At 40.7% G+C, this 18,393-nt stretch carries 17 protein-coding genes; 5 read left to right on the forward strand and 12 right to left on the reverse strand.

Annotation, left to right across the window (positions count from 1 at the left end; genetic code table 11):
- Positions 1 to 21: 21 nt before the first annotated feature.
- Complete coding sequence (locus tag AOG27_RS02390; RefSeq protein ID WP_082389169.1) at positions 22 to 903, reverse strand: LysR family transcriptional regulator; 882 nt, start codon at positions 901 to 903, stop codon at positions 22 to 24.
- Between the two features lie 110 nt (positions 904 to 1,013).
- Between AOG27_RS02390 and AOG27_RS02395 the strand changes: the two genes are divergently transcribed.
- Positions 1,014 to 2,135 carry an S-(hydroxymethyl)glutathione dehydrogenase/class III alcohol dehydrogenase gene (locus tag AOG27_RS02395; RefSeq protein WP_054551417.1) on the forward strand — a complete coding sequence of 374 codons (1,122 nt, stop codon included), beginning with the start codon at positions 1,014 to 1,016 and terminating at the stop codon, positions 2,133 to 2,135.
- 54 nt (positions 2,136 to 2,189) lie between these two features.
- Entirely contained in the window at positions 2,190 to 3,026 is an 837-nt protein-coding gene (gene fghA, locus AOG27_RS02400) for an S-formylglutathione hydrolase (protein WP_054551418.1), read from the forward strand.
- A 44-nt stretch (positions 3,027 to 3,070) separates the two neighbouring features.
- Here fghA and AOG27_RS02405 read toward each other — a convergent pair whose 3' ends face one another.
- The gene (locus tag AOG27_RS02405) at positions 3,071 to 4,564 is read right to left on the reverse strand and encodes a BCCT family transporter (protein WP_235373487.1); all 1,494 of its coding nucleotides are present in this window, start codon (positions 4,562 to 4,564) and stop codon (positions 3,071 to 3,073) included.
- A gap of 227 nt (positions 4,565 to 4,791) precedes the next feature.
- On the opposite strand from AOG27_RS02405, the gene AOG27_RS02410 reads away from it, so the two are divergent.
- On the forward strand, positions 4,792 to 5,208 hold the full coding sequence (locus tag AOG27_RS02410) for an MgtC/SapB family protein (protein WP_054551420.1): 417 nt from the start codon (positions 4,792 to 4,794) through the stop codon (positions 5,206 to 5,208).
- 4 nt (positions 5,209 to 5,212) lie between these two features.
- Here AOG27_RS02410 and AOG27_RS02415 read toward each other — a convergent pair whose 3' ends face one another.
- Both AOG27_RS02415 and AOG27_RS02420 read right to left on the reverse strand, forming a co-directional pair.
- Positions 5,213 to 6,289: an energy transducer TonB gene (locus AOG27_RS02415; protein WP_054551421.1), complete on the reverse strand. Its 1,077-nt coding sequence runs from the start codon at positions 6,287 to 6,289 to the stop codon at positions 5,213 to 5,215.
- A gap of 101 nt (positions 6,290 to 6,390) precedes the next feature.
- A complete protein-coding gene (locus AOG27_RS02420; RefSeq protein ID WP_054551422.1) occupies positions 6,391 to 8,289 on the reverse strand; it encodes a beta-ketoacyl synthase in 1,899 nt (632 codons plus the stop codon).
- 127 nt (positions 8,290 to 8,416) lie between these two features.
- Here AOG27_RS02420 and AOG27_RS02425 point away from each other — a divergent pair, with 127 nt between their 5' ends.
- Both AOG27_RS02425 and AOG27_RS02430 read left to right on the forward strand, forming a co-directional pair.
- Complete coding sequence (locus AOG27_RS02425; RefSeq protein WP_054551423.1) at positions 8,417 to 9,427, forward strand: GlxA family transcriptional regulator; 1,011 nt, start codon at positions 8,417 to 8,419, stop codon at positions 9,425 to 9,427.
- Between the two features lie 117 nt (positions 9,428 to 9,544).
- Entirely contained in the window at positions 9,545 to 10,744 is a 1,200-nt protein-coding gene (locus AOG27_RS02430; protein WP_054551424.1) for a GAF domain-containing sensor histidine kinase, read from the forward strand.
- A gap of 10 nt (positions 10,745 to 10,754) precedes the next feature.
- Here AOG27_RS02430 and AOG27_RS02435 read toward each other — a convergent pair whose 3' ends face one another.
- The 8 genes from AOG27_RS02435 to AOG27_RS02470 all read right to left on the reverse strand — a co-directional run bounded on the left by AOG27_RS02435 (position 10,755) and on the right by AOG27_RS02470 (position 18,218).
- Positions 10,755 to 11,195: a GNAT family N-acetyltransferase gene (locus AOG27_RS02435; protein WP_054551425.1), complete on the reverse strand. Its 441-nt coding sequence runs from the start codon at positions 11,193 to 11,195 to the stop codon at positions 10,755 to 10,757.
- A 26-nt stretch (positions 11,196 to 11,221) separates the two neighbouring features.
- Positions 11,222 to 11,716 (reverse strand): MgtC/SapB family protein, encoded by a 495-nt coding sequence (locus AOG27_RS02440; protein WP_054551426.1) that lies wholly within the window; start codon positions 11,714 to 11,716, stop codon positions 11,222 to 11,224.
- 30 nt (positions 11,717 to 11,746) lie between these two features.
- A complete protein-coding gene (locus AOG27_RS02445) occupies positions 11,747 to 12,850 on the reverse strand; it encodes a GNAT family N-acetyltransferase/peptidase C39 family protein (RefSeq protein WP_054551427.1) in 1,104 nt (367 codons plus the stop codon).
- Positions 12,850 to 14,244 carry a RimK family protein gene (locus AOG27_RS02450; RefSeq protein ID WP_054551428.1) on the reverse strand — a complete coding sequence of 465 codons (1,395 nt, stop codon included), beginning with the start codon at positions 14,242 to 14,244 and terminating at the stop codon, positions 12,850 to 12,852. Before AOG27_RS02450 ends, AOG27_RS02445 begins: the two co-directional genes overlap by 1 nt.
- 240 nt (positions 14,245 to 14,484) lie before the next feature.
- A complete protein-coding gene (locus tag AOG27_RS02455) occupies positions 14,485 to 14,961 on the reverse strand; it encodes a transcription elongation factor GreAB (RefSeq protein WP_054551429.1) in 477 nt (158 codons plus the stop codon).
- Between the two features lie 76 nt (positions 14,962 to 15,037).
- Positions 15,038 to 15,958 (reverse strand): protein translocase subunit SecF, encoded by a 921-nt coding sequence (secF, locus tag AOG27_RS02460; RefSeq protein WP_054551430.1) that lies wholly within the window; start codon positions 15,956 to 15,958, stop codon positions 15,038 to 15,040.
- Positions 15,955 to 17,766 (reverse strand): protein translocase subunit SecD, encoded by a 1,812-nt coding sequence (gene secD / locus AOG27_RS02465; protein ID WP_054551431.1) that lies wholly within the window; start codon positions 17,764 to 17,766, stop codon positions 15,955 to 15,957. Before secD ends, secF begins: the two co-directional genes overlap by 4 nt.
- A gap of 74 nt (positions 17,767 to 17,840) precedes the next feature.
- A complete protein-coding gene (locus tag AOG27_RS02470) occupies positions 17,841 to 18,218 on the reverse strand; it encodes a hypothetical protein (RefSeq protein WP_054551432.1) in 378 nt (125 codons plus the stop codon).
- Between the last annotated feature and the right edge of the window lie 175 nt (positions 18,219 to 18,393).

Raw genomic sequence — 18,393 nt, forward strand, 5'->3', positions numbered from 1 at the left:
GCGCGAAATTGTAAAAAATAATTATAAATCTGATACTTGAACAGTAGCAACCAAATGGTCAAGTAATGCTTTTACATTGGTTGCAATAAACTGCCTTGGTGGATACACCCCCCACACCCCTTCAGGTTCAGGTGCAACATTCGAAAGAACAGCAGTCAACCTGCCATCGGCTAAGTGTTCATTGACATAGTAATCTGGTAATTGCACGATGCCTAACCCTTTGATAGCAGCGTCAACCAATGCCCAACCACTGTTACAGGCTAAACGCCCAGCCACTTTGATGTGCTTATCTTGGCCCTGCTCTTTTACCCGCCAGTAACTGTTATTACCGATAAGGCAATTGTGCTGATGTAATTCACTGACACTGTGTGGTTGGCCGAATTTATTGATATATTCAGGGCTACAACAAATAACAAGCCTGCGCTGACTAATGCGCCGTGCTTTTAAAGATGAATCTTTTAAATGACCGAGCCGAATAGCGAGATCATACCCATCTTCTAATAGATTAACTTGCTCATTACTTAAATGGCTGATCACTTCAATATCTGGGTGCTTTTGCATAAACGAATGTACCGCAGGCATGATAAAACTTTCACCGTACATAACAGGAGCTGTTAGTTTTATACTGCCTTTAGGTGTCAATTGCTGCTCTGCAAGTAATGCCGTAGCATCATCCATGGCATGTTGTAATTGTTTTGTTTGATGCGCAAATACCTGCCCCTCTTGCGTTAGCACCACTTTACGAGTGGTTCGGGTTAGCAATTGGGTGTTTAATCGCTCTTCTAATTGGCTCACATAGCGGCTTACATGAGCCACTGACATACCCAATAGCTTACTTGCTTTTGTAAAACTGCCTGTTTCTGCTACCGCTAAAAACTCATCAATTCCGTGCCAACGATTCATTATTACCATACTGTAAAAGTGTTTTAATAAAACGAAGATTATCATTCATTGAGAAACAAATAAAATAGACTAAGTTTAATACTTACTTCCAACAACTATAAGGGAACGTTATGACTGATTTTATCAAATCAAAAGCGGCTATTGCTTGGGGTCCAAATCAACCACTATCAATTGAAGAAGTGGATGTAATGATGCCTAAAAAAGGCGAAGTGCTTGTAAAGATTGTTGCTACAGGTGTTTGTCATACCGATGCATTTACTTTATCTGGTGAAGACCCTGAAGGTATTTTCCCAGCAATCCTTGGCCATGAAGGTGGCGGTATCGTTGAAGCCATCGGTGAAGGCGTAACACATGTTGAAGTAGGCGATCATGTTATTCCACTTTACACTGCTGAATGTGGCGAGTGTAAAATGTGTAAATCGGGCAAAACAAACTTATGCTCCGCGGTACGTGAAACGCAAGGTAAAGGGTTAATGCCTGATGGCACAACGCGTTTCTATAAAGATGGTCAACCAATTTATCACTACATGGGTTGCTCTACCTTCTCTGAGTACACTGTATTACCTGAAATTTCACTTGCTAAGGTAAGCAAAGAAGCGCCGCTTGAAGAAATTTGTTTACTTGGTTGTGGTGTAACAACCGGCATGGGTGCTGTTACTAAAACAGCAAAAGTTCAAAAAGGCGATACCGTCGCTATTTTTGGTCTAGGCGGTATCGGTTTATCGGCGATAATCGGTGCGAAAATGGCGGGCGCAAGCCGTATTATTGGTGTTGATATCAATACCAGTAAGTTTGATCTTGCGACTAAACTAGGTGCAACTGATTTAGTCAATCCAAATGACTTCGACAAACCAATCCAAGAAGTTATCGTTGAAATGACTGACGGCGGTGTTGATTTCTCATTTGAATGTATCGGTAATGTTAATGTAATGCGCTCTGCTCTTGAGTGTTGTCACAAAGGTTGGGGTGAATCAGTAATCATTGGTGTTGCAGGTGCAGGCCAAGAGATCTCAACACGTCCATTCCAACTAGTAACAGGTCGTGTATGGCGCGGTAGTGCATTTGGTGGCGTTAAAGGTCGCTCAGAACTACCTGAAATTGTTGAGCGTTATATGAACGGTGAGTTTGCTTTAAATGATTTCATCACACACACCATGAAACTTGAAGATATCAATGAAGCTTTCGACTTAATGCACGAAGGTAAGAGCATCCGCTCAGTTATTCATTATTAATCTTTTATTTGGCGCTAGGTTGATACCTAGCGCTTTTGTTTCAAGGATATGGTTATGCTAGAAAACATAAGCTCAACAAAAGTCAGCGGTGGCTGGCATAAACAATATACCCACCAAGCGAGCAGCACGCATTGTGCTATGCGCTTTGCGATTTTTTTACCGCCCGGTGCCAGCGAAACGAATAAAGTACCGGTGATGTATTGGTTGTCAGGCTTAACTTGTACTGATGAAAATTTTATGCAAAAAGCCGGAGCATTTAAAAAAGCGGCTGAACTAGGTATTGCGATTGTCGCTCCAGATACTAGCCCGCGCGGTGAAAATGTGCCTGACGATGACAATTACGATTTTGGTCAAGGTGCTGGTTTTTATGTCAATGCGACTCAAGCGCCTTACAATGTGCACTACAACATGTACGACTATGTTGTTTCTGAGTTACCTGCACTTATCGAAGCGCACTTCCCTGTGACGACCAAAAAAGCCATCGCCGGTCATTCTATGGGTGGTCACGGCGCATTGATGATTGCACTTAAAAACCCTCAACAATACGTCAGCGCCAGTGCTTTTAGCCCGATTGTGAACCCGATTAATTGCCCTTGGGGTGAAAAAGCGTTCAGTAATTACCTAGGTAGTGATAAAGCAAGTTGGCTTGAATACGACAGCTGTGAATTAATGAAAAATGCCGTCACTGATGATTATTTACCCATGCGTATTGATCAAGGTGAGGCCGATAACTTCTTAACTGAGCAACTCAAAACGGAGAACTTATTTGCTGTCGTGAACGAAAAAGATTACCCAGCCGAAATTAACATGCACGCGGGTTATGATCATAGTTACTTCTTTATCAGCAGCTTTATTGATGAACACCTAATGTTTCATAAAAAGTATCTATAATACTACCTATTTGTGTAGAGATTTTATCTCTGCACAAATAAGTTTTAATCACAAATATCGCGAATAAACTCTTTTAAAAACCCAACCAACTGCAATAGAAATATTAATAAGAAAGGTAAAGCGCCTAAAATTGCAACGCTACGATTTAACGGCTCATCTTGTAACATTAATAATGCAAAGCTGCATAGGAATAATGCTAAACACCATGCATAGAGGGTTACGCGGTTATTTTGCTCAGAGCTAACCAGTTCTCTTATGACTAATATTGCAGAGTCAGCGGATGTGGCAACAAATATCAACAGTAATAATAAGCTGGCCCAAATAAACACGGTTCCTTGCCAGTCTAGTTGATTAAAAAATACAAATAAGCCTTGGCTGTAATCTTGTTTTATTGCGACTAAAATACCTGCTTGATTGAGTCTATCCCATTCAATTGCTGCCCCCGAAAAGGTCGCAAACCAAATTATAGTGACTAAAGTTGGAATACACACAACCGCCAAAATAAATTGCCAAACCTTGCGCCCCTGACTAATTTTGGCTAGAAACACACCAACAAATGGCCCCCACGCTAACCACCAAAAGTAATAATTATATGTCCAATGAGTGGCCCAGTCAGGCGTTTTTAACTGGCTATCAAATTGCCAAGTGCCGGTTGCAAGCAACTGTAAATAGTAGCCAGTTCCATCAAATGCAATCTTTATAATAGGCTCAATTGGCACCACTATTAGCAACCAAACAAGCAGACTAAATGCTAGGAGTACGTTAAATATACTCAGTGACTGTACACCGCGACGTAATCCAAATTTAACCGACAGCGAATAAATAACGGCTAACAAACAAACGATTAATGAACCTACTAATAAAGTTGAAGTAACCCCCAACTCAATTTCTACGCCTTTACTAATCAATAAAGTTGAATTAGCTATGGTGCCGACGACCCCAAAAAAAATAGCAATTATCGCAATGAGTTTCACAACAAACGACACAGTAAATTTTGCAGATTTATCTATCTGATTACCAAGCGCCGTTAAAACAGGGGCACAAATATCACCTGACTTACCACTGTATTGCGTTAATCCACCAAGCACTAAGGCAAACACCGCATAAAGCGCCCAAGCATGAGCGCCCCAATTAACCAAGGTTAAAGCAAGGCTACTGGCCAGTCTATCTGGGTATAAGCTTTGTTTAAGTGGAGGGTCGAGAGAATGTAATGCAGGCTCTGCTACGCCCCAAAAAACCAAGCCAGAGCCCATTCCTGCTGCAAACAACATGGCAAACCAACCAAAGTTTGAATACTCAACAACAGCTTGCTCGCCTCCCACTTTACGGCTACCAAGTGGGCTAATAGCTAAAATTATGATGGCAAACAATAAAAAATTCACCAATAAGAAAAAACTACTACCAGTCCATTTTAAAATCATTTGTACAAACGGCTGAACTTGCTCAGTGATAACATCAGGCAAAATCACAGCAATCAGTGCACCAAACATACACAGTGCAAGCGCGGTTTTTTCAAGAGAGGAGATGGAATGTTTCAATGTGAAGCCTATTTTGTCAGCGTGTTTAGCATACTGTTAGCATGGCTGAAATTCAAACAGCCAAAAGGCTGAAAAAATGACATAGCACTGCGTAAAAATCGCAAATTATAGCAAGGCATGCTTTTAAAAACCCGGCTACATGTCCCTAGTTTCCTCATTTAATTCAATTTGTTGATCGGGTATTGAAATTGCAAAGCTATCATAATCTAGATAGCAAGGAACAAAGCATGGACTTTAATATTGATTGGCATGAAATTCTCGACAACCTAATTCATTTAGGAGTTGCCTACTTACTAGCCCTTCCTATGGCATTTGATCGAGAAAAAACCAGTAATGGTGCAGGTCTTCGAACATTTCCATTAGTCGCTGTTGCATCTTGTGGTTATGCATTAGTGGGTATGTCTGTTTTAACAAGTTCAGAGGCAGAATCAAAAGTACTCGAAGGGATCATCACGGGTATTGGTTTTATTGGCGGTGGTGCCATTTTGAAGAACAAGAATTCAACGTATGGAACAGCCACAGCAGCCAGTATTTGGAACATGGGACTCATCGGCATTGCTGTGGCATTTAGTCGTTACGAAATCGCCTTTTTAATGGCGTTGATTAATTTCGTAACGCTAAGGTATGTTAAGCGCTTAAAGTAAACAATTAACTAGCGTCATATTTTGAGTTAACGATGGCATAGCCAGTTTGTTTCACTTTAATCTCAGCAGGATTTGCAGATTTAACTAATAAACCGCATCGTCTGCTTTGCTCATCAATAACGTAGTTAACTGATTCACTCGCTTCAAGGTCAATGACTTGATCAGCACAGCGGATCTGTAATTTAGTGACATCGCTCGCGCCCTCTATTTTGATAGAACCACGAGATAAAGATAAATATGACAGCTTATCTTTTGAAACATTGATTTGTGAATTAATCTGCGGTGTGCGGGCTAATAAGTCATCAATTTGCTTAATGGTGGCAAGCTTGTTTTCTTCTGAAAACTCTTTCCCTTCGATATTATCTAACGCATAAATAGCATTATAAGCAAGGTTAAAATCGCCCTTAAAGCTGTACCATTGTAGAGCACTTTTAGCGACTAAATACTGTATATCAGTTGGCAGTTTTGCTCGCAGTAAATAGGCTACAGACAACTGTTCGTCAAAGCCAAACCATTGTTGTTGATGGTAATAATATTGGCTTTTCAACCAAGCAAACAATGCCTGCTCAGAGGTGTTTTTAGTATGGTCTTTGTATAACTCAGCCAATGCTTGCTCAGCTTTATTAAACTCTTTTGCTTGTAGCATTTTATTGATTTCATCATATTCATTAATGAAACCACGGCTCGCTTTATCATTTGAGTAACCATTAAAATACTTACCTACTTCAAATGAAAATAGGTAACCCCCTTCTACGGTTTTACCTTCTTTTGTAGCGGGTGCAAACTCTAAGTTGGTTAAGTATTTCTCTGCATTTTCTTCACTACCCCGAGTATCAGATGCCATAATCACTTCAATATCTTTTGCCTTACCTTGTGTATCAACCACATAAGACATTAATGCCCAGCCTTCTAGACGAGAGCCGTTATAACTACCTGGATAACGTTTATTTGAATTTTTAACAATGTAAGCTGATGTGGCGGCCTGTAAATCAACACCTAAGTCGTTGACATCTCGTGCTAAAGCCTGTGTTGGTAATGCGATAAGTGAACAAAGTGCTGCGAGTTTAGTGAATTTAATCATGACAATGGCTCCAATTCCCTTTGATAGGAACATTTATAGCACTAAAAAAGGCGCTTTAAAAGCGCCTTGCTGTCAAGAATGTGCTTAAACATGTCTTGAACTTAAAACATATCCTGATAAGGATTTGGTTTAGATAATAAAACTTTTTTATCAAAACCTGGGATTGTCATTGAATCTTCACTAATCTCAATGTCATTTTCATCAATTAAGCCATCACCAAAACGATAAATTAGCTCATATTGACCTAAATCTGCCTGTTGCTGATAGTCAGTTTGTGCTTGGACTACCTGAGTATGACGGTCATGATATTGCGCTATTACCGCATCACCGTGACGCCTTGCGAGCATTTTTAATGTAATTGCCGGTGATAAAACTGTCGCAGTAGCGTTATTGCCACCAAAGCCTTTTGAGTTAATGAAGGCAATATCCATTGCATCACATTGATAATGTTCAGTGCGAATATCTAAATGCTCGCTATAAACATCATCTGCCACTTTATCAATTGTGGTTATACCCGGCATAATATTGTGACTAAACACACCTAATGCCATAGCTAATTGGTCACCACTGGCAGGAGCTATAGTATGGCCAACATACGCTTTAGGTGCAGCAACCTTCCAATTATCAATTGCAAAAGTCTCTGCCACTTTATGATAGATCAGTGATTCTGTTACGCGGTTTTGTGGTGTACTTGAGCCGTGAGCTAAAATGAAACTACGCTTTTGTACTGCTTCTTGGCCAACAATACTGCTCGCTAGTGCAACAGATTTGGCCATCGTAATGTAGTTACCAGGGCCCGGTGCTGTAATTGATTTTTTAATGCCATCGGCATTTACAAACACATCTGCAACACTGCCTAAGACATCTGCACCTAACTCTAATGCCAATGCATCATCCATTAATATAGCAACTTGTGCGCCTTCACCAATTGTAAAACCACAGTTTTCACCAAATGGACGACTGGTACGACGGTGATCAACCACATCTGTATTATCAAGACGCTTAAGGCCCTCTTCATTAGCAAGTGCGCTCATATTGCCAAAACCTTCAACGATTTCAGGTGTAATAGCACACTCAACAGACGCCACAATAGCTACACGCGTACGTCCTGCTTGAATATCGTTTACTGCTGCACGTAGGTTATATAAAAACGTGGCACATGCCCCTGATGTAGTAAAAGTTGTGCCCACATTGCCAGTTACATAAGCATTGATAAAGTCAGTCGACATGGTGTTTAAGCCAAGTGCAAGCTGTTTTGTACTCACACGGTCGCCCTGCTGACGCGCACGAATAAGTCCACCAAATCCTTCATCATCAACTTGACCAGCCACAGAAGCTGAGTAAGTGCCAATTTGATCAGGCTCAACGCTATTCATTACCTGCTGCCACGCCAGACCTGTCGAACGAATTGCATCGGTTGCGGCAAAGATAGTCGCTTGCAAGCCTCTTGGTTGATAACGGCTGTTATACATAGCCGAAGGTTCAAAACCTGTTGGTAATTGACCGGCCGCTTTAATTGGATTATCGCGCGTACTGTCATGCTTAATAGCAAGATCAGCACTAATTGTAACTTTCACTTTTTTATCAGTTAATTCTTCAACCTGCCAAGCACTTGGTACCGGCGTTGGTAAATCACGGCGGCGCGTTTCAAAAACAATCTGCTGTTCATCAGACGCTGTTAACGTCATTTTTTGCTGCCATGGCGTTGCATCAACATCGAAGTGATTTTTTTCAATTTTACGAATAAGTGTACCAGCTAAAATTTGTTCACCGAACTTAGCTTCGATGTCTGATTCGGCAATGGTATTGCCGTCAGCATCTTTTAGTAAACCTTCAGTAAGGGTGACTAAGTTCATTAATGTCGCTAAGCCTAAGAATGTCTCCTGACGGGCTTTAGCGTCCAAGCTGTCTAACACGATACGACGATAACCTTGATGAAAAGAAGTGCGGCCAGCGGCATTAATACCACCCATACCGACAATAACGGGTAATGCTGTCATAAAAAACCTTGAGAAAACGTGTTATGAGAATTAAGCCAAGTTTAAATGGATTAATTAACACGCTTTATGCTTAAATAGCCAAATAACCTGCATAACAGGCCAAAAATAACTGGTCGGAGCAATTAGAGTGACGAAACTTCAACAAGTAAAAGCTATTGAAATTAGTATTTTGGTTTATCCCCATTTATTAATAACCAGTTTAACCCTGCCTATCGAAATGCTCAGAGCTGGCGAGGCCTTTGCTAAAAGCCATCATCAGCAAAACGAATTTAAACCCTTAAACATCAATTTAGTTGCAAGTAGTCTAAAAGCGATCCCCAATCGTACTGGGCTTTCGATTATGCCCGATTGTGAAACCGTCACAGCGCCTGTAAGTGACTTAATTATCGTTCCCGGGATTTGGCGAAACCCGCGTCCAGTAGTAAGCAAACAAAAGAGTTTGGTGAACTGGCTTGGTGATTCTTGGCAGCAAGGCAGCCATATCATTGGTGTTGGCACAGGTAATTGTTTAGTTGCCGAAGCGGGATTACTAGATGGCCACCCTGCTACCACTCACTGGCACTACGCAGAACAATTTAAACGTGACTACCCTAAAGTACAGCTTAAGCCTGACTTTTTCATCACACAATCTGAGCGCATGTACACCGTTGCGAGTTTAAATGCCCTTGCCGATGTTATTGTGCATATTATTAGTCAATATTACGGCCGAGAAGCGGCGCAACATGTTGAGCGTAATTTCTCCCATGAAATTCGTAAACCTTACGAAGATCAGCGCTACCTTGAAGGTGCCGTTGATAAACACCCAGATGAGCTCATTGCACAAATTCAATTTTGGCTGAAAAATAATTTAACCTCAGAATTAACCCTGCAAGAAATTGCAGCGCAATTTAGTTTAAGCTACCGCACCTTTACGCGCCGATTTCGTCAAGCCACCAGCCAAACTCCTGTTGAGTATTGGCAACAGCTTAGAGTACAAACTGCAAAAGAGTTATTAGCGTCTTCAAATTTATCTATTCAAGAAGTTGCCCTGGAAGTAGGTTATAACGACCAAGGTCACTTAACGCGAGTTTTTAAGAAAGTGCTTTCGCAAACGCCCAGTGAATATCGCACAGTTGTTAGACGAAAACTATTTGGCTAAAACTAAAGTATCTAAATATATTTCAGGCTAAGTCAGATTAATCATATTTAAGTTGCTGAATTCAAGATTATTACTATCCTTTGACTTGTTGTATTAGTAATTGAGTAAATTTGATAAATGTATCAGCCAAATTATGATGAGTTAGTACAAAGTTGGAATAAAACGCTCGCTGTTTTAGCCCTGATTGCTGAAGTGCCCGTCGCATTAGTAATGAAAATAGAAAACAATATTATTAGTGTGTTTTCAAAAAACGATAACCAAGCAAATCCTTATGAAATTGGTGACAGCGAAGAGTTAGAAGATTCAGGCCTCTATTGCGAGCATGTCGTAAAAACGCAGAACTTACTGAATATTCCAAACGCACTTATTGATGATGATTGGAAAGAAAACCCTGATATCAAGTTGAATATGATTTCTTATTTGGGTTTACCAATCTGTGCTGGAGATACTACCCCATTTGGTACTATTTGTATCCTTGATAGTAAACCCCATGAATATAATGAGCCAATAATAAAGCTACTCGAAACCATTAAACAAAGCTTCGAGACGCAACTAAAATTATTACATCAGCAAAAACAAGCGTTTGAGCAGCAACAGTTTACTGAGCTCGAGACCTTAATTCGAGGCATTGCTCATGAGATTAATACTCCTTTAGGTAACTGTATTACAACCGTTGATGTAACCAAACTTGCCTTAAATGACACTAAATCCCTACTAGTAAAAAAACAATTAAGCCAACAAGCACTACAAAACACATTAGATACATTAGAGAACACTAATGAACTGCTAGATAGAAATTTAACCGCATGTGCACATAAAATACGAATTTTACAAGATTTGCTGTATACCAAATCACAATCTAGTAAAACTATCATTACCTTAGCTCAGCTTTCAGAATCACTTCAAGAACACTTTAAAGAGCAAATAAAATATCGTGCAATTAAATTAGACATTAATTATCAAAACCCACATAGCCAATTTGAAGTTGAAATAGAGCTACTCAAGCAAGTACTCATTATTTTGCTACAAAACTCAATGGAGCATGCGTTCAACAATATTGCAGACCCTGCTATAGAAATTAATATTTTTAATTTTGATGAGGTGTTAAAAATTCACTATAAAGATAACGGCAACGGTATCAGCAGCAATGAACTAAGCTCAATTTTCACCCCTTTTTTTAAAGGTAGCAGCAATCAATCAGGTATAGGGCTAGGCCTGAGTATTGCAAAGAAAATAGTTAGCCAACAACTGCAAGGCGATATTTGTGTACAAGAAAGTGATGCAGGCGCCCATTTTTTAATTAGTTTGCCTAAGTAAGTTGATAAGTTTAAATGTCTTTCGTAAATAAAATCTTACTAGTTTGTAGGCTGCCTCTGTCTTCATAACCTACAATTGAATAGCCATTTTTGATAAGCAGACTCAGCATTGCAGGAAAACGGTTCATCGACTTAACCTTAATGGTTTGGTAATTGTTGGTTTTAACCCATGCTTCTTGCGCGTTTAATAGAGCCTGAGCAATACCGTGCCCTCTACATTTTGGTGCAACCGCACCAAGCCAACTATAAAAGGTATTTGAATCTAACGCATAACCCAGTTTGTAGGCCACAGGCTCATTATCGATATAAGCCACTAAAGCTAGGTGGTCAACATCTGCACACTGTGCTTGTAATTTACTGAGGGTATTTCGGCCATCAAACTCTGGTATTTGACTATCTATAAACAACAAATCTTCTAATCTAGCTGGCTTTATTACGTAAAGAGGCTCCATGAATAACTCTTATCTGATATCTTATGTCACTTTTCTTTTCGATAGTACAACTTTGAGTAGCGTTTTACACGGGCATGCACACCACGACCTAGGCTCTTAAATTTAGCTTCAAGAACATCTACGCCATATAAAATCCCCACCACTAGCACTGATAGCTTTATCGCAGCGAGTAAGTTGTCAGTGGCAATGACAACACCAATTGATGCTAATACCCAAATCGTTGCAGCGGATGTTACACCAACAACCGCACCATCTTTTGCAAGCATCACCCCGGCACCCAAAAAGCCGATACCAGTAATGATCTGGCCAACGACACGTGAATGATCAATATCTTCACCATGTAACATAAACGCTGTTGATAGAAACAAATAAGTACCCAACACAATGAGCGCTGAAGTACGAATGCCCACAGGTTTGCCGCGTAATTGACGCTCCATACCAATAATTGCGCCGCAAAATGCGGCGCTACCTATTGCTGACCAAGAATAAGGAGCAATATCAAATAAACTACTTAGTGTCACTGCACTTCCAAATCAAACTAACAATCAAAATTATAAATAAAAGGCCATCGCAGTACTGAGACGCGATGAACCAAAACTAGCCATTTTAGTAAAATCGGCTTTAGCTATTGGCACATGCTGACAATCAATCGCCAATTGCTTTTCGTTCTCACAAAACGGGTCATGCACGTACAAGCAATGCTCATCAATATGGGTTACACACACCCAATGCGGTGACTTTTTACCATCAAATCGATAAGTGCTGATCAATAACACCACCGCTTTACCCTCAGCAAGCCAATCTTCAATGGAGGCCAAGGTTAACTCTTGATACCTCACTGGCAGCTTTGCAGCTATTGCTTCGGCTACAAATTGATTGTGTACGGTATGCAAAATGGCTTTTTTCTTTTCGCTTCTGACACCATCAATAAACAAGGTATCACGGGTATTTAAAACTACATCAGCTTTAAAACCACGTTTCATTGCAGCAAGTGCTAACCCTAGAGGATGACAACCGCCATGCCCTGAAGTCATGAAGATAGTCGTGGCTTCACGCCAGATATCCAGCTCTTTTAGTTGGCTCATTGCGGTATCATTCAAGGATGACATTGCCATTAATAACGCCGCTGGGCCACAGGTAAATTCGGTAGTTTGCTGGTACCAAGGTGTGTGTTTATCGGCATTAAATTCGATATTACGACGAATGTTTTTTTGCATTCGATGGGCGTCACTGTGGTCATCATAGTAATCACTGTAATGACCAAAAACTTGGTAGCCCAGTTTTTCATATAAACGAATTGCTGATTGGTTGTTTACCGCAACTTCTAAGCGCATGTATAAACGGCCCCGTTTAGCCGTTTCACTTTCAAGCGCAAGCAGTAACTGCGCAGCAATACCTTTACCTTGCTGAGATTGCAAAACCGCCAGTGAATATAACCGAGCAAGGCGTGTCCCTTTGTGACACCACACTAAGCCATATCCAACTAGTTGATTATCTACCTCGGCCACCATCAGTAAGCCGTGAGTTGCGCTGATCCAGCGTTTTAAACTACGGCTACTTAATCTATCTTGGCTAAAGCTTTGCTCTTCAATGGCAACAAGAGCCGTCAAATCCGTGGCCTGTGCAAAGCGGATTTGACAAACAGATGCGTTCATTAACCGCGGCCTCTTGCTTCTAGGCGTTGTTTAAACTCATCCATAATGATCATATAAAGCTCATCACCTAAATAGGCATCTTCGACTTTATGGTCGATACTTGGGTTGTCATTCACTTCTAACACGTATGCTTTACCTTGATGCTCTTTAACATCAACACCATACAAACCTTTACCCACCGTTTTACAGGCTTTTAATGCTGCATCGAGGACCACTTTAGGTAGCTCAAAGGTAGGCAAGGTTTCAAAACCACCTGAGAAGAAGCGTTTTGCATCATGGTTGTATATTTGCCAGTGATTACGCGCCATTAAATAACGACACGCATAAATTGCACGACCATTTAACACCCCGACACGCCAGTCGTATTCGGTATACATGTACTCTTGCGCAAGCACAAGTGCACTGAACCCAAACAGCTCTGTTAACTTAGCAACTAACTCATCACGAGTAGCGACTTTAAATACGCCTTTCGAAAAAGAGCCTTCTGGCATTTTTAAAACCAGCGGATAGCTAAAGTTTGCTTCTAAATTATCAATTGTCTCTTCACTTGTATCAGCAACAACATGCGTTTTTAAACTTGGCACATTTTGATAATTAAAGGCATCGTGCAAATACACTTTATTACAACAGCGTAGTATTGACTCAGCATCATCAATGACCACTAACCCTAAGCTTTGTGCTTTACTCGCTAAGCGATAAGTTGGATGGTCGATAGCCGTTGTTTGACGGATAAATAACGCATCAAATTGTGCAATATTGGTTATTTCATCAAATGTCAGTGCTTGGGCATAAATACCGTGTTTAGCGGCTGCTTTAATGAATTTAGCAATGGCATCTTTATCACTTGGCGGCACTTTTTCTTGGTGATCAACCAAAATAGCCATATCCCAACGGTAACGACGTTTTTTATCGTGAATACGCCATACTGACTCTGTAAAACTACTGAGCTGTTTTACAAATTCTGTAAAGGCTGTGTCATCTAATGATGCAATCGTACCTTGCTTAACAACTCCTTGCTCATCACACACTAAAATAGGTGCGGGATATTGTGAGAATAGTGCTTTGGTTGCTTTACTATGCTGCTCTTGATCTGTATGGCCAAAAAATACAGTGCCACCAGCAAGTTCTTTATGACGCGAGCTGTGCTCATCGCTACGTAGCGCATTAATTGTTTTTACACTCGGTAATACCTGATGCTTTCTCGCTTCAGCAAGCAAAGAACAATAATAACCTTTACTTAAATACTGCCCTGTATCACACAAGTTTAAAATGCGCGTTTTTGGCTCATTATGTTTTGGATAATCACGTAAGTAGGTGTCAAAGGTAATGACATTTTCGAAATTTTGAGCAATACGTTGCTCATTGTTATCAACCACTATCAAGGTTTTAAACACGACTTTTCCTAAATTAAGTCTTATGAGAAAAATGAAAACACCCAACCAATTAAGTGAACGCATGAGGCTAAACTTCACTTAACTAGATGGGTGCTTGAAATACCAAAACACAATAATTGGTAATTAAGCATATTGGTATAAGCCTTAAGCTTGATGTGATTTATAGAGGTTTTTTTGCTTTGTGACCAACGAGATATTTTTTACTTGAAGATGAAATTTACTGATTAAAAATACCAATAATTAAATTAACTGATCTATGCTGTACAGTTGTTTATTGCCAGCTATTGAGAGTTCAACTTCATCATCAAGGCTCTTTCCAATCAATTGCTTACCTAACGGCGCTTCTCGGGTTACAACATAAATAGGCTGCTCTTTTACGGTAACCACTAAGCCACCTGCACTTGGGCCCATAAAAAACCACTTTGCGTTATCTTGCTCATCGATAAGACACACTAATGCACCTTCACGAACCTTATTAAACTCGCTTTCTTTAAACACCGCATTGAATGCCTGAATATCACGGTAGCATTCATTAACTCGCTCAGCTTGCCCTTGGGCTAAATAAGCGGCTTCTAAACCCAAGGTATCGTATTGAGTTTCAGCAACACTTTCTTCGTGAGTTGCTGCATCATGGGCCGCTTTTGCCGCTGCTTTGGCGTTTTGCAGTTGTGCCTCTAGCGCAAAGCGTAAATGTTCAATTACGTGTGTTTTATTCATATCAAAGTAGCTAAAACAGAAAAGCCGCTATTCTATGGAAAAATAGCGGCTGATGAAAGTAAGTTATAAAACTGGCTTACGGCATATCCATATAGGCTTTAGTTTTATCATCCAGTGTTTGGGTGTAATTTTCTGAACTTAACCCCAATAACTGCGGCAAGGTCGCGGCGATACAAATCGATGAGAAGGTCCCTACCACAATACCCACAAATAACGCGATAGCAAAACCCGTTAATGCAGCCCCTGCAAGCAGCCAAATACAAGCAATGGTCGCAAGTGTTGTGCCTGAGGTGATCAATGTACGTGTTAAGGTAGAACCAATTGCATCGTTAATCACAACATGGGTATTTATGCGTTGATTGTCTGGCTGAATACGTAAAAGCTCTCTAACTCTGTCGCCAACAATAATTGAGTCATTCAATGAATAACCAATAATAGCCAGTAAACTCGCCAGCACGGTTAAATTAAACTCAAGACCAAGTAAGGAAAATAAACCGAGCACTAAGATTAAATCATGTAACAGTGCAACCACTGAACCTACCGCGAGTCGCCATTCAAAGCGCACAGCAAGATAAACCATAATTGCAATCAGCGCTGCAAATAAAGCTAAACAGCCCTGTTCAAAAAGCTCATCACCCACTTGTGAGCCTAAAAATGAGCTAGATAAAACGGTATAGTCTACCCCTTGCTCATTCAGCTCTGCTTGCCAAGTACTGGCTTTACTAACCTCTGGTGCTTCTCTTAAAACAAAGTGATATTCACCCGCTTTACTTATAGTTAATTTACTCGCAACCTCAGGGCTTAACTTTGCCTTTAAATCTGTAATTGTTGTGACTGACGCTGTGTTAATTTCCGTGATGTAGCCACCTGTAAAATCAAGACCAAAGTTTAGCCCTTTTACAGATAAAACACCTAAGCTCGTAATGACTAAAACACAACTAAGCAATAATCCTAAAACGCGCGCTTTACTAGCTGCAGTTAATGTTGACCAACTCATGCTTTAGCCCCCGTTAAATTAGTTAGTTTAATGTAGAGTGTTTGGCTAAGCGCTTTCGAAATATAAACGCCAGTAAAGACACTAGTTAATAGCCCAAGCGCCAATGTGATTGCAAAGCCTTTCACCGGCCCATAACCAATGGCATATAAAATAATTGCCGTGATCATCGTAGTCACATTGGCATCAAAAATGGTCGAAAATGCTTGGTTATAACCTTGCTCTATCGCTTGATAAGTAGGCCGGCCTTTACGCTTCTCTTCTTTTATTCGCTCAAAGATAATCACATTGGTATCAACTGCCATCCCTATCGTCAGTACAAGCCCAGCAATACCCGGTAAGGTCAGCACAACCCCCGGTAATAACGACATTAAACCAACTAAAGCCGTTAGATTAAGCAATAAAGCAATATTGGCAATCAGCCCTAAGCGACGATACCAAAGCGCCATAAAGGCAAGGGTAATTCCGATACCCAGCATTAACGCTGCTAAACCGTGTTCAATGTTTTCACTGCCTAAGCTTGGGCCTATGGTTTGTTCTTGAACAATTGTCACTGGCGCTGTGAGCGACCCAGCGCGTAGTAAAAGCGCTAGATCATAGGCTGCTTGCGGGCTTTTCATATTAGTAATGCTAAAACGTGAACTTAAATGCTGGGCAATGTTTGCTACATTTATCACTTCGCTTTTTTTCACAACGTCGCCATTTGCATCCCGCGAGTATTCAGAATACACCGTGGCCATAGGCTTACCTATGTTGTGCTTAGAAAATGCAGACATGGCATCGCCACCTTGCGAATCTAAACTAAGCTGCACTAAAGGCTTGCCCCATTCATCTTTGCCAACACTGGCATTATTAATGTGATCACCTGAAAAAATCGCAACAGGATTTAAATTAACAACGCCACCACCTTGCACATTAAACGCTTTACCACCTACTTCGACGACTTGGTAAAAATCAAGAGTCGCAGTTGCACCAATAATACGTTTCGCTTCTGATGGGTCTTGCACACCGGGTAACTCAATGCGAATACGCTGCTTACCTTGTCTTTGCGTTACCGCTTCAGTGATACCAAGCTCTTCAATACGACCACGCAGTGTTGTTAAGCTTTGCGCCATAACTTGTTTATTAAATTCGCTTTGGCTTTGCTCATTAAAATGCAGTAATACCGTGGTTAGGTTATTCGTTGTTGATTTAGTTTGCATCAGGCCTTTAAATTGACCTTGTAACGTTGAAACAAGCCCTGCGAGTTGCTCCTCGCCGCTTGGTAAAATTTGTAGCTCAACCCCTTCTTTTACAACACTTGCCCGAATACCACGAATTTTGTCTTTACGAAGCGTTAATTTAGTTTGTTGATAGACACTGTTTAAGTGCTCTTGCATTGCTTTATCTAGGTCAACATCAAGCACAAATAACACCCCACCATTTAAGTCGAGTCCCAACTTAATCGGTGAAAGCCCAAGCTGCTGAAGCCATTGTGGGCTTGTCGCATGCTCAACAATTTTAGCCTCTAGCTGTGGGTATTGCGTTTTTATAAAGCTCAACGCATTGGCACTTTGAGTCGGTTCAGCTAATAAAATAGCCAGTTGTGCTTGGCTATCATTGGCTTCAGTCACTTCAAAACCATGTTGATTTAGTGCCGTTGTCACACTTTGCAGCGTCACAGTCTGATCTGGCAAGCTAATGTGCAACCAAGATTTGTTAGGGTAAAGGTTAGGTAGTGCGCTAACCGCTAATAAAATACACGCCGCTATCATAGCGACATAACTCATTTTTAGACGACGCCATAGCGCCGGCTTTGATTTATGTGACATACATGACTTCCTTCCGGCATTGTCAGCCGGTAAAAATTTAATTCCAAAAAATAAAAAGTAACGAAGGAAGCCGTTTAGCTATGGTAGGTGGTATTGGCTTTGTACAAGAGATTAGCGTCTTTCCAGCCACTAATGCGGGATTTACGTTGAGTGGCTAATGCAAACCATGGGATCACACGTACAGCACCTGGCGGCGCTAAAAAGTGCTCTTTCCCCCAATCTTCAGCAAAGAATTCAATTAATAGTTCGTAATCAGGATCAACCTGACTATGATAAAGAAATAATGATGAATTACTGGCAGTTAAACGCGGCATAAGGGTATCAAACCCCGATGGTTCATCCGGTTTAGGATGCTCAGCTGTATGAGTTTGGGAAATAACTGGTGTTTTAGTCAGCTCGACTTGGAACAATTTAGTTGCAGAAAAGTGTGACTGAGTGTCAGGCATAGCCATACTCTGTGCACTAAAGAACACAGTAAAGAGCAAGATAATGACTGAGAAAAACCGTAACAAGAACTGACCAATAAATTAAGCGGATGACAGGGATATAATGAGGGTAAAAAAATAAAACACAAGGTATTACTTAAATAAAAGTGACTAAAACAAAAAGCGGGCCTAATTAGGCCCG

The organism is Pseudoalteromonas lipolytica, from assembly GCF_001306915.1.
In the GTDB taxonomy this organism is placed as follows: Bacteria; Pseudomonadota; Gammaproteobacteria; order Enterobacterales; family Alteromonadaceae; genus Pseudoalteromonas; species Pseudoalteromonas simplex.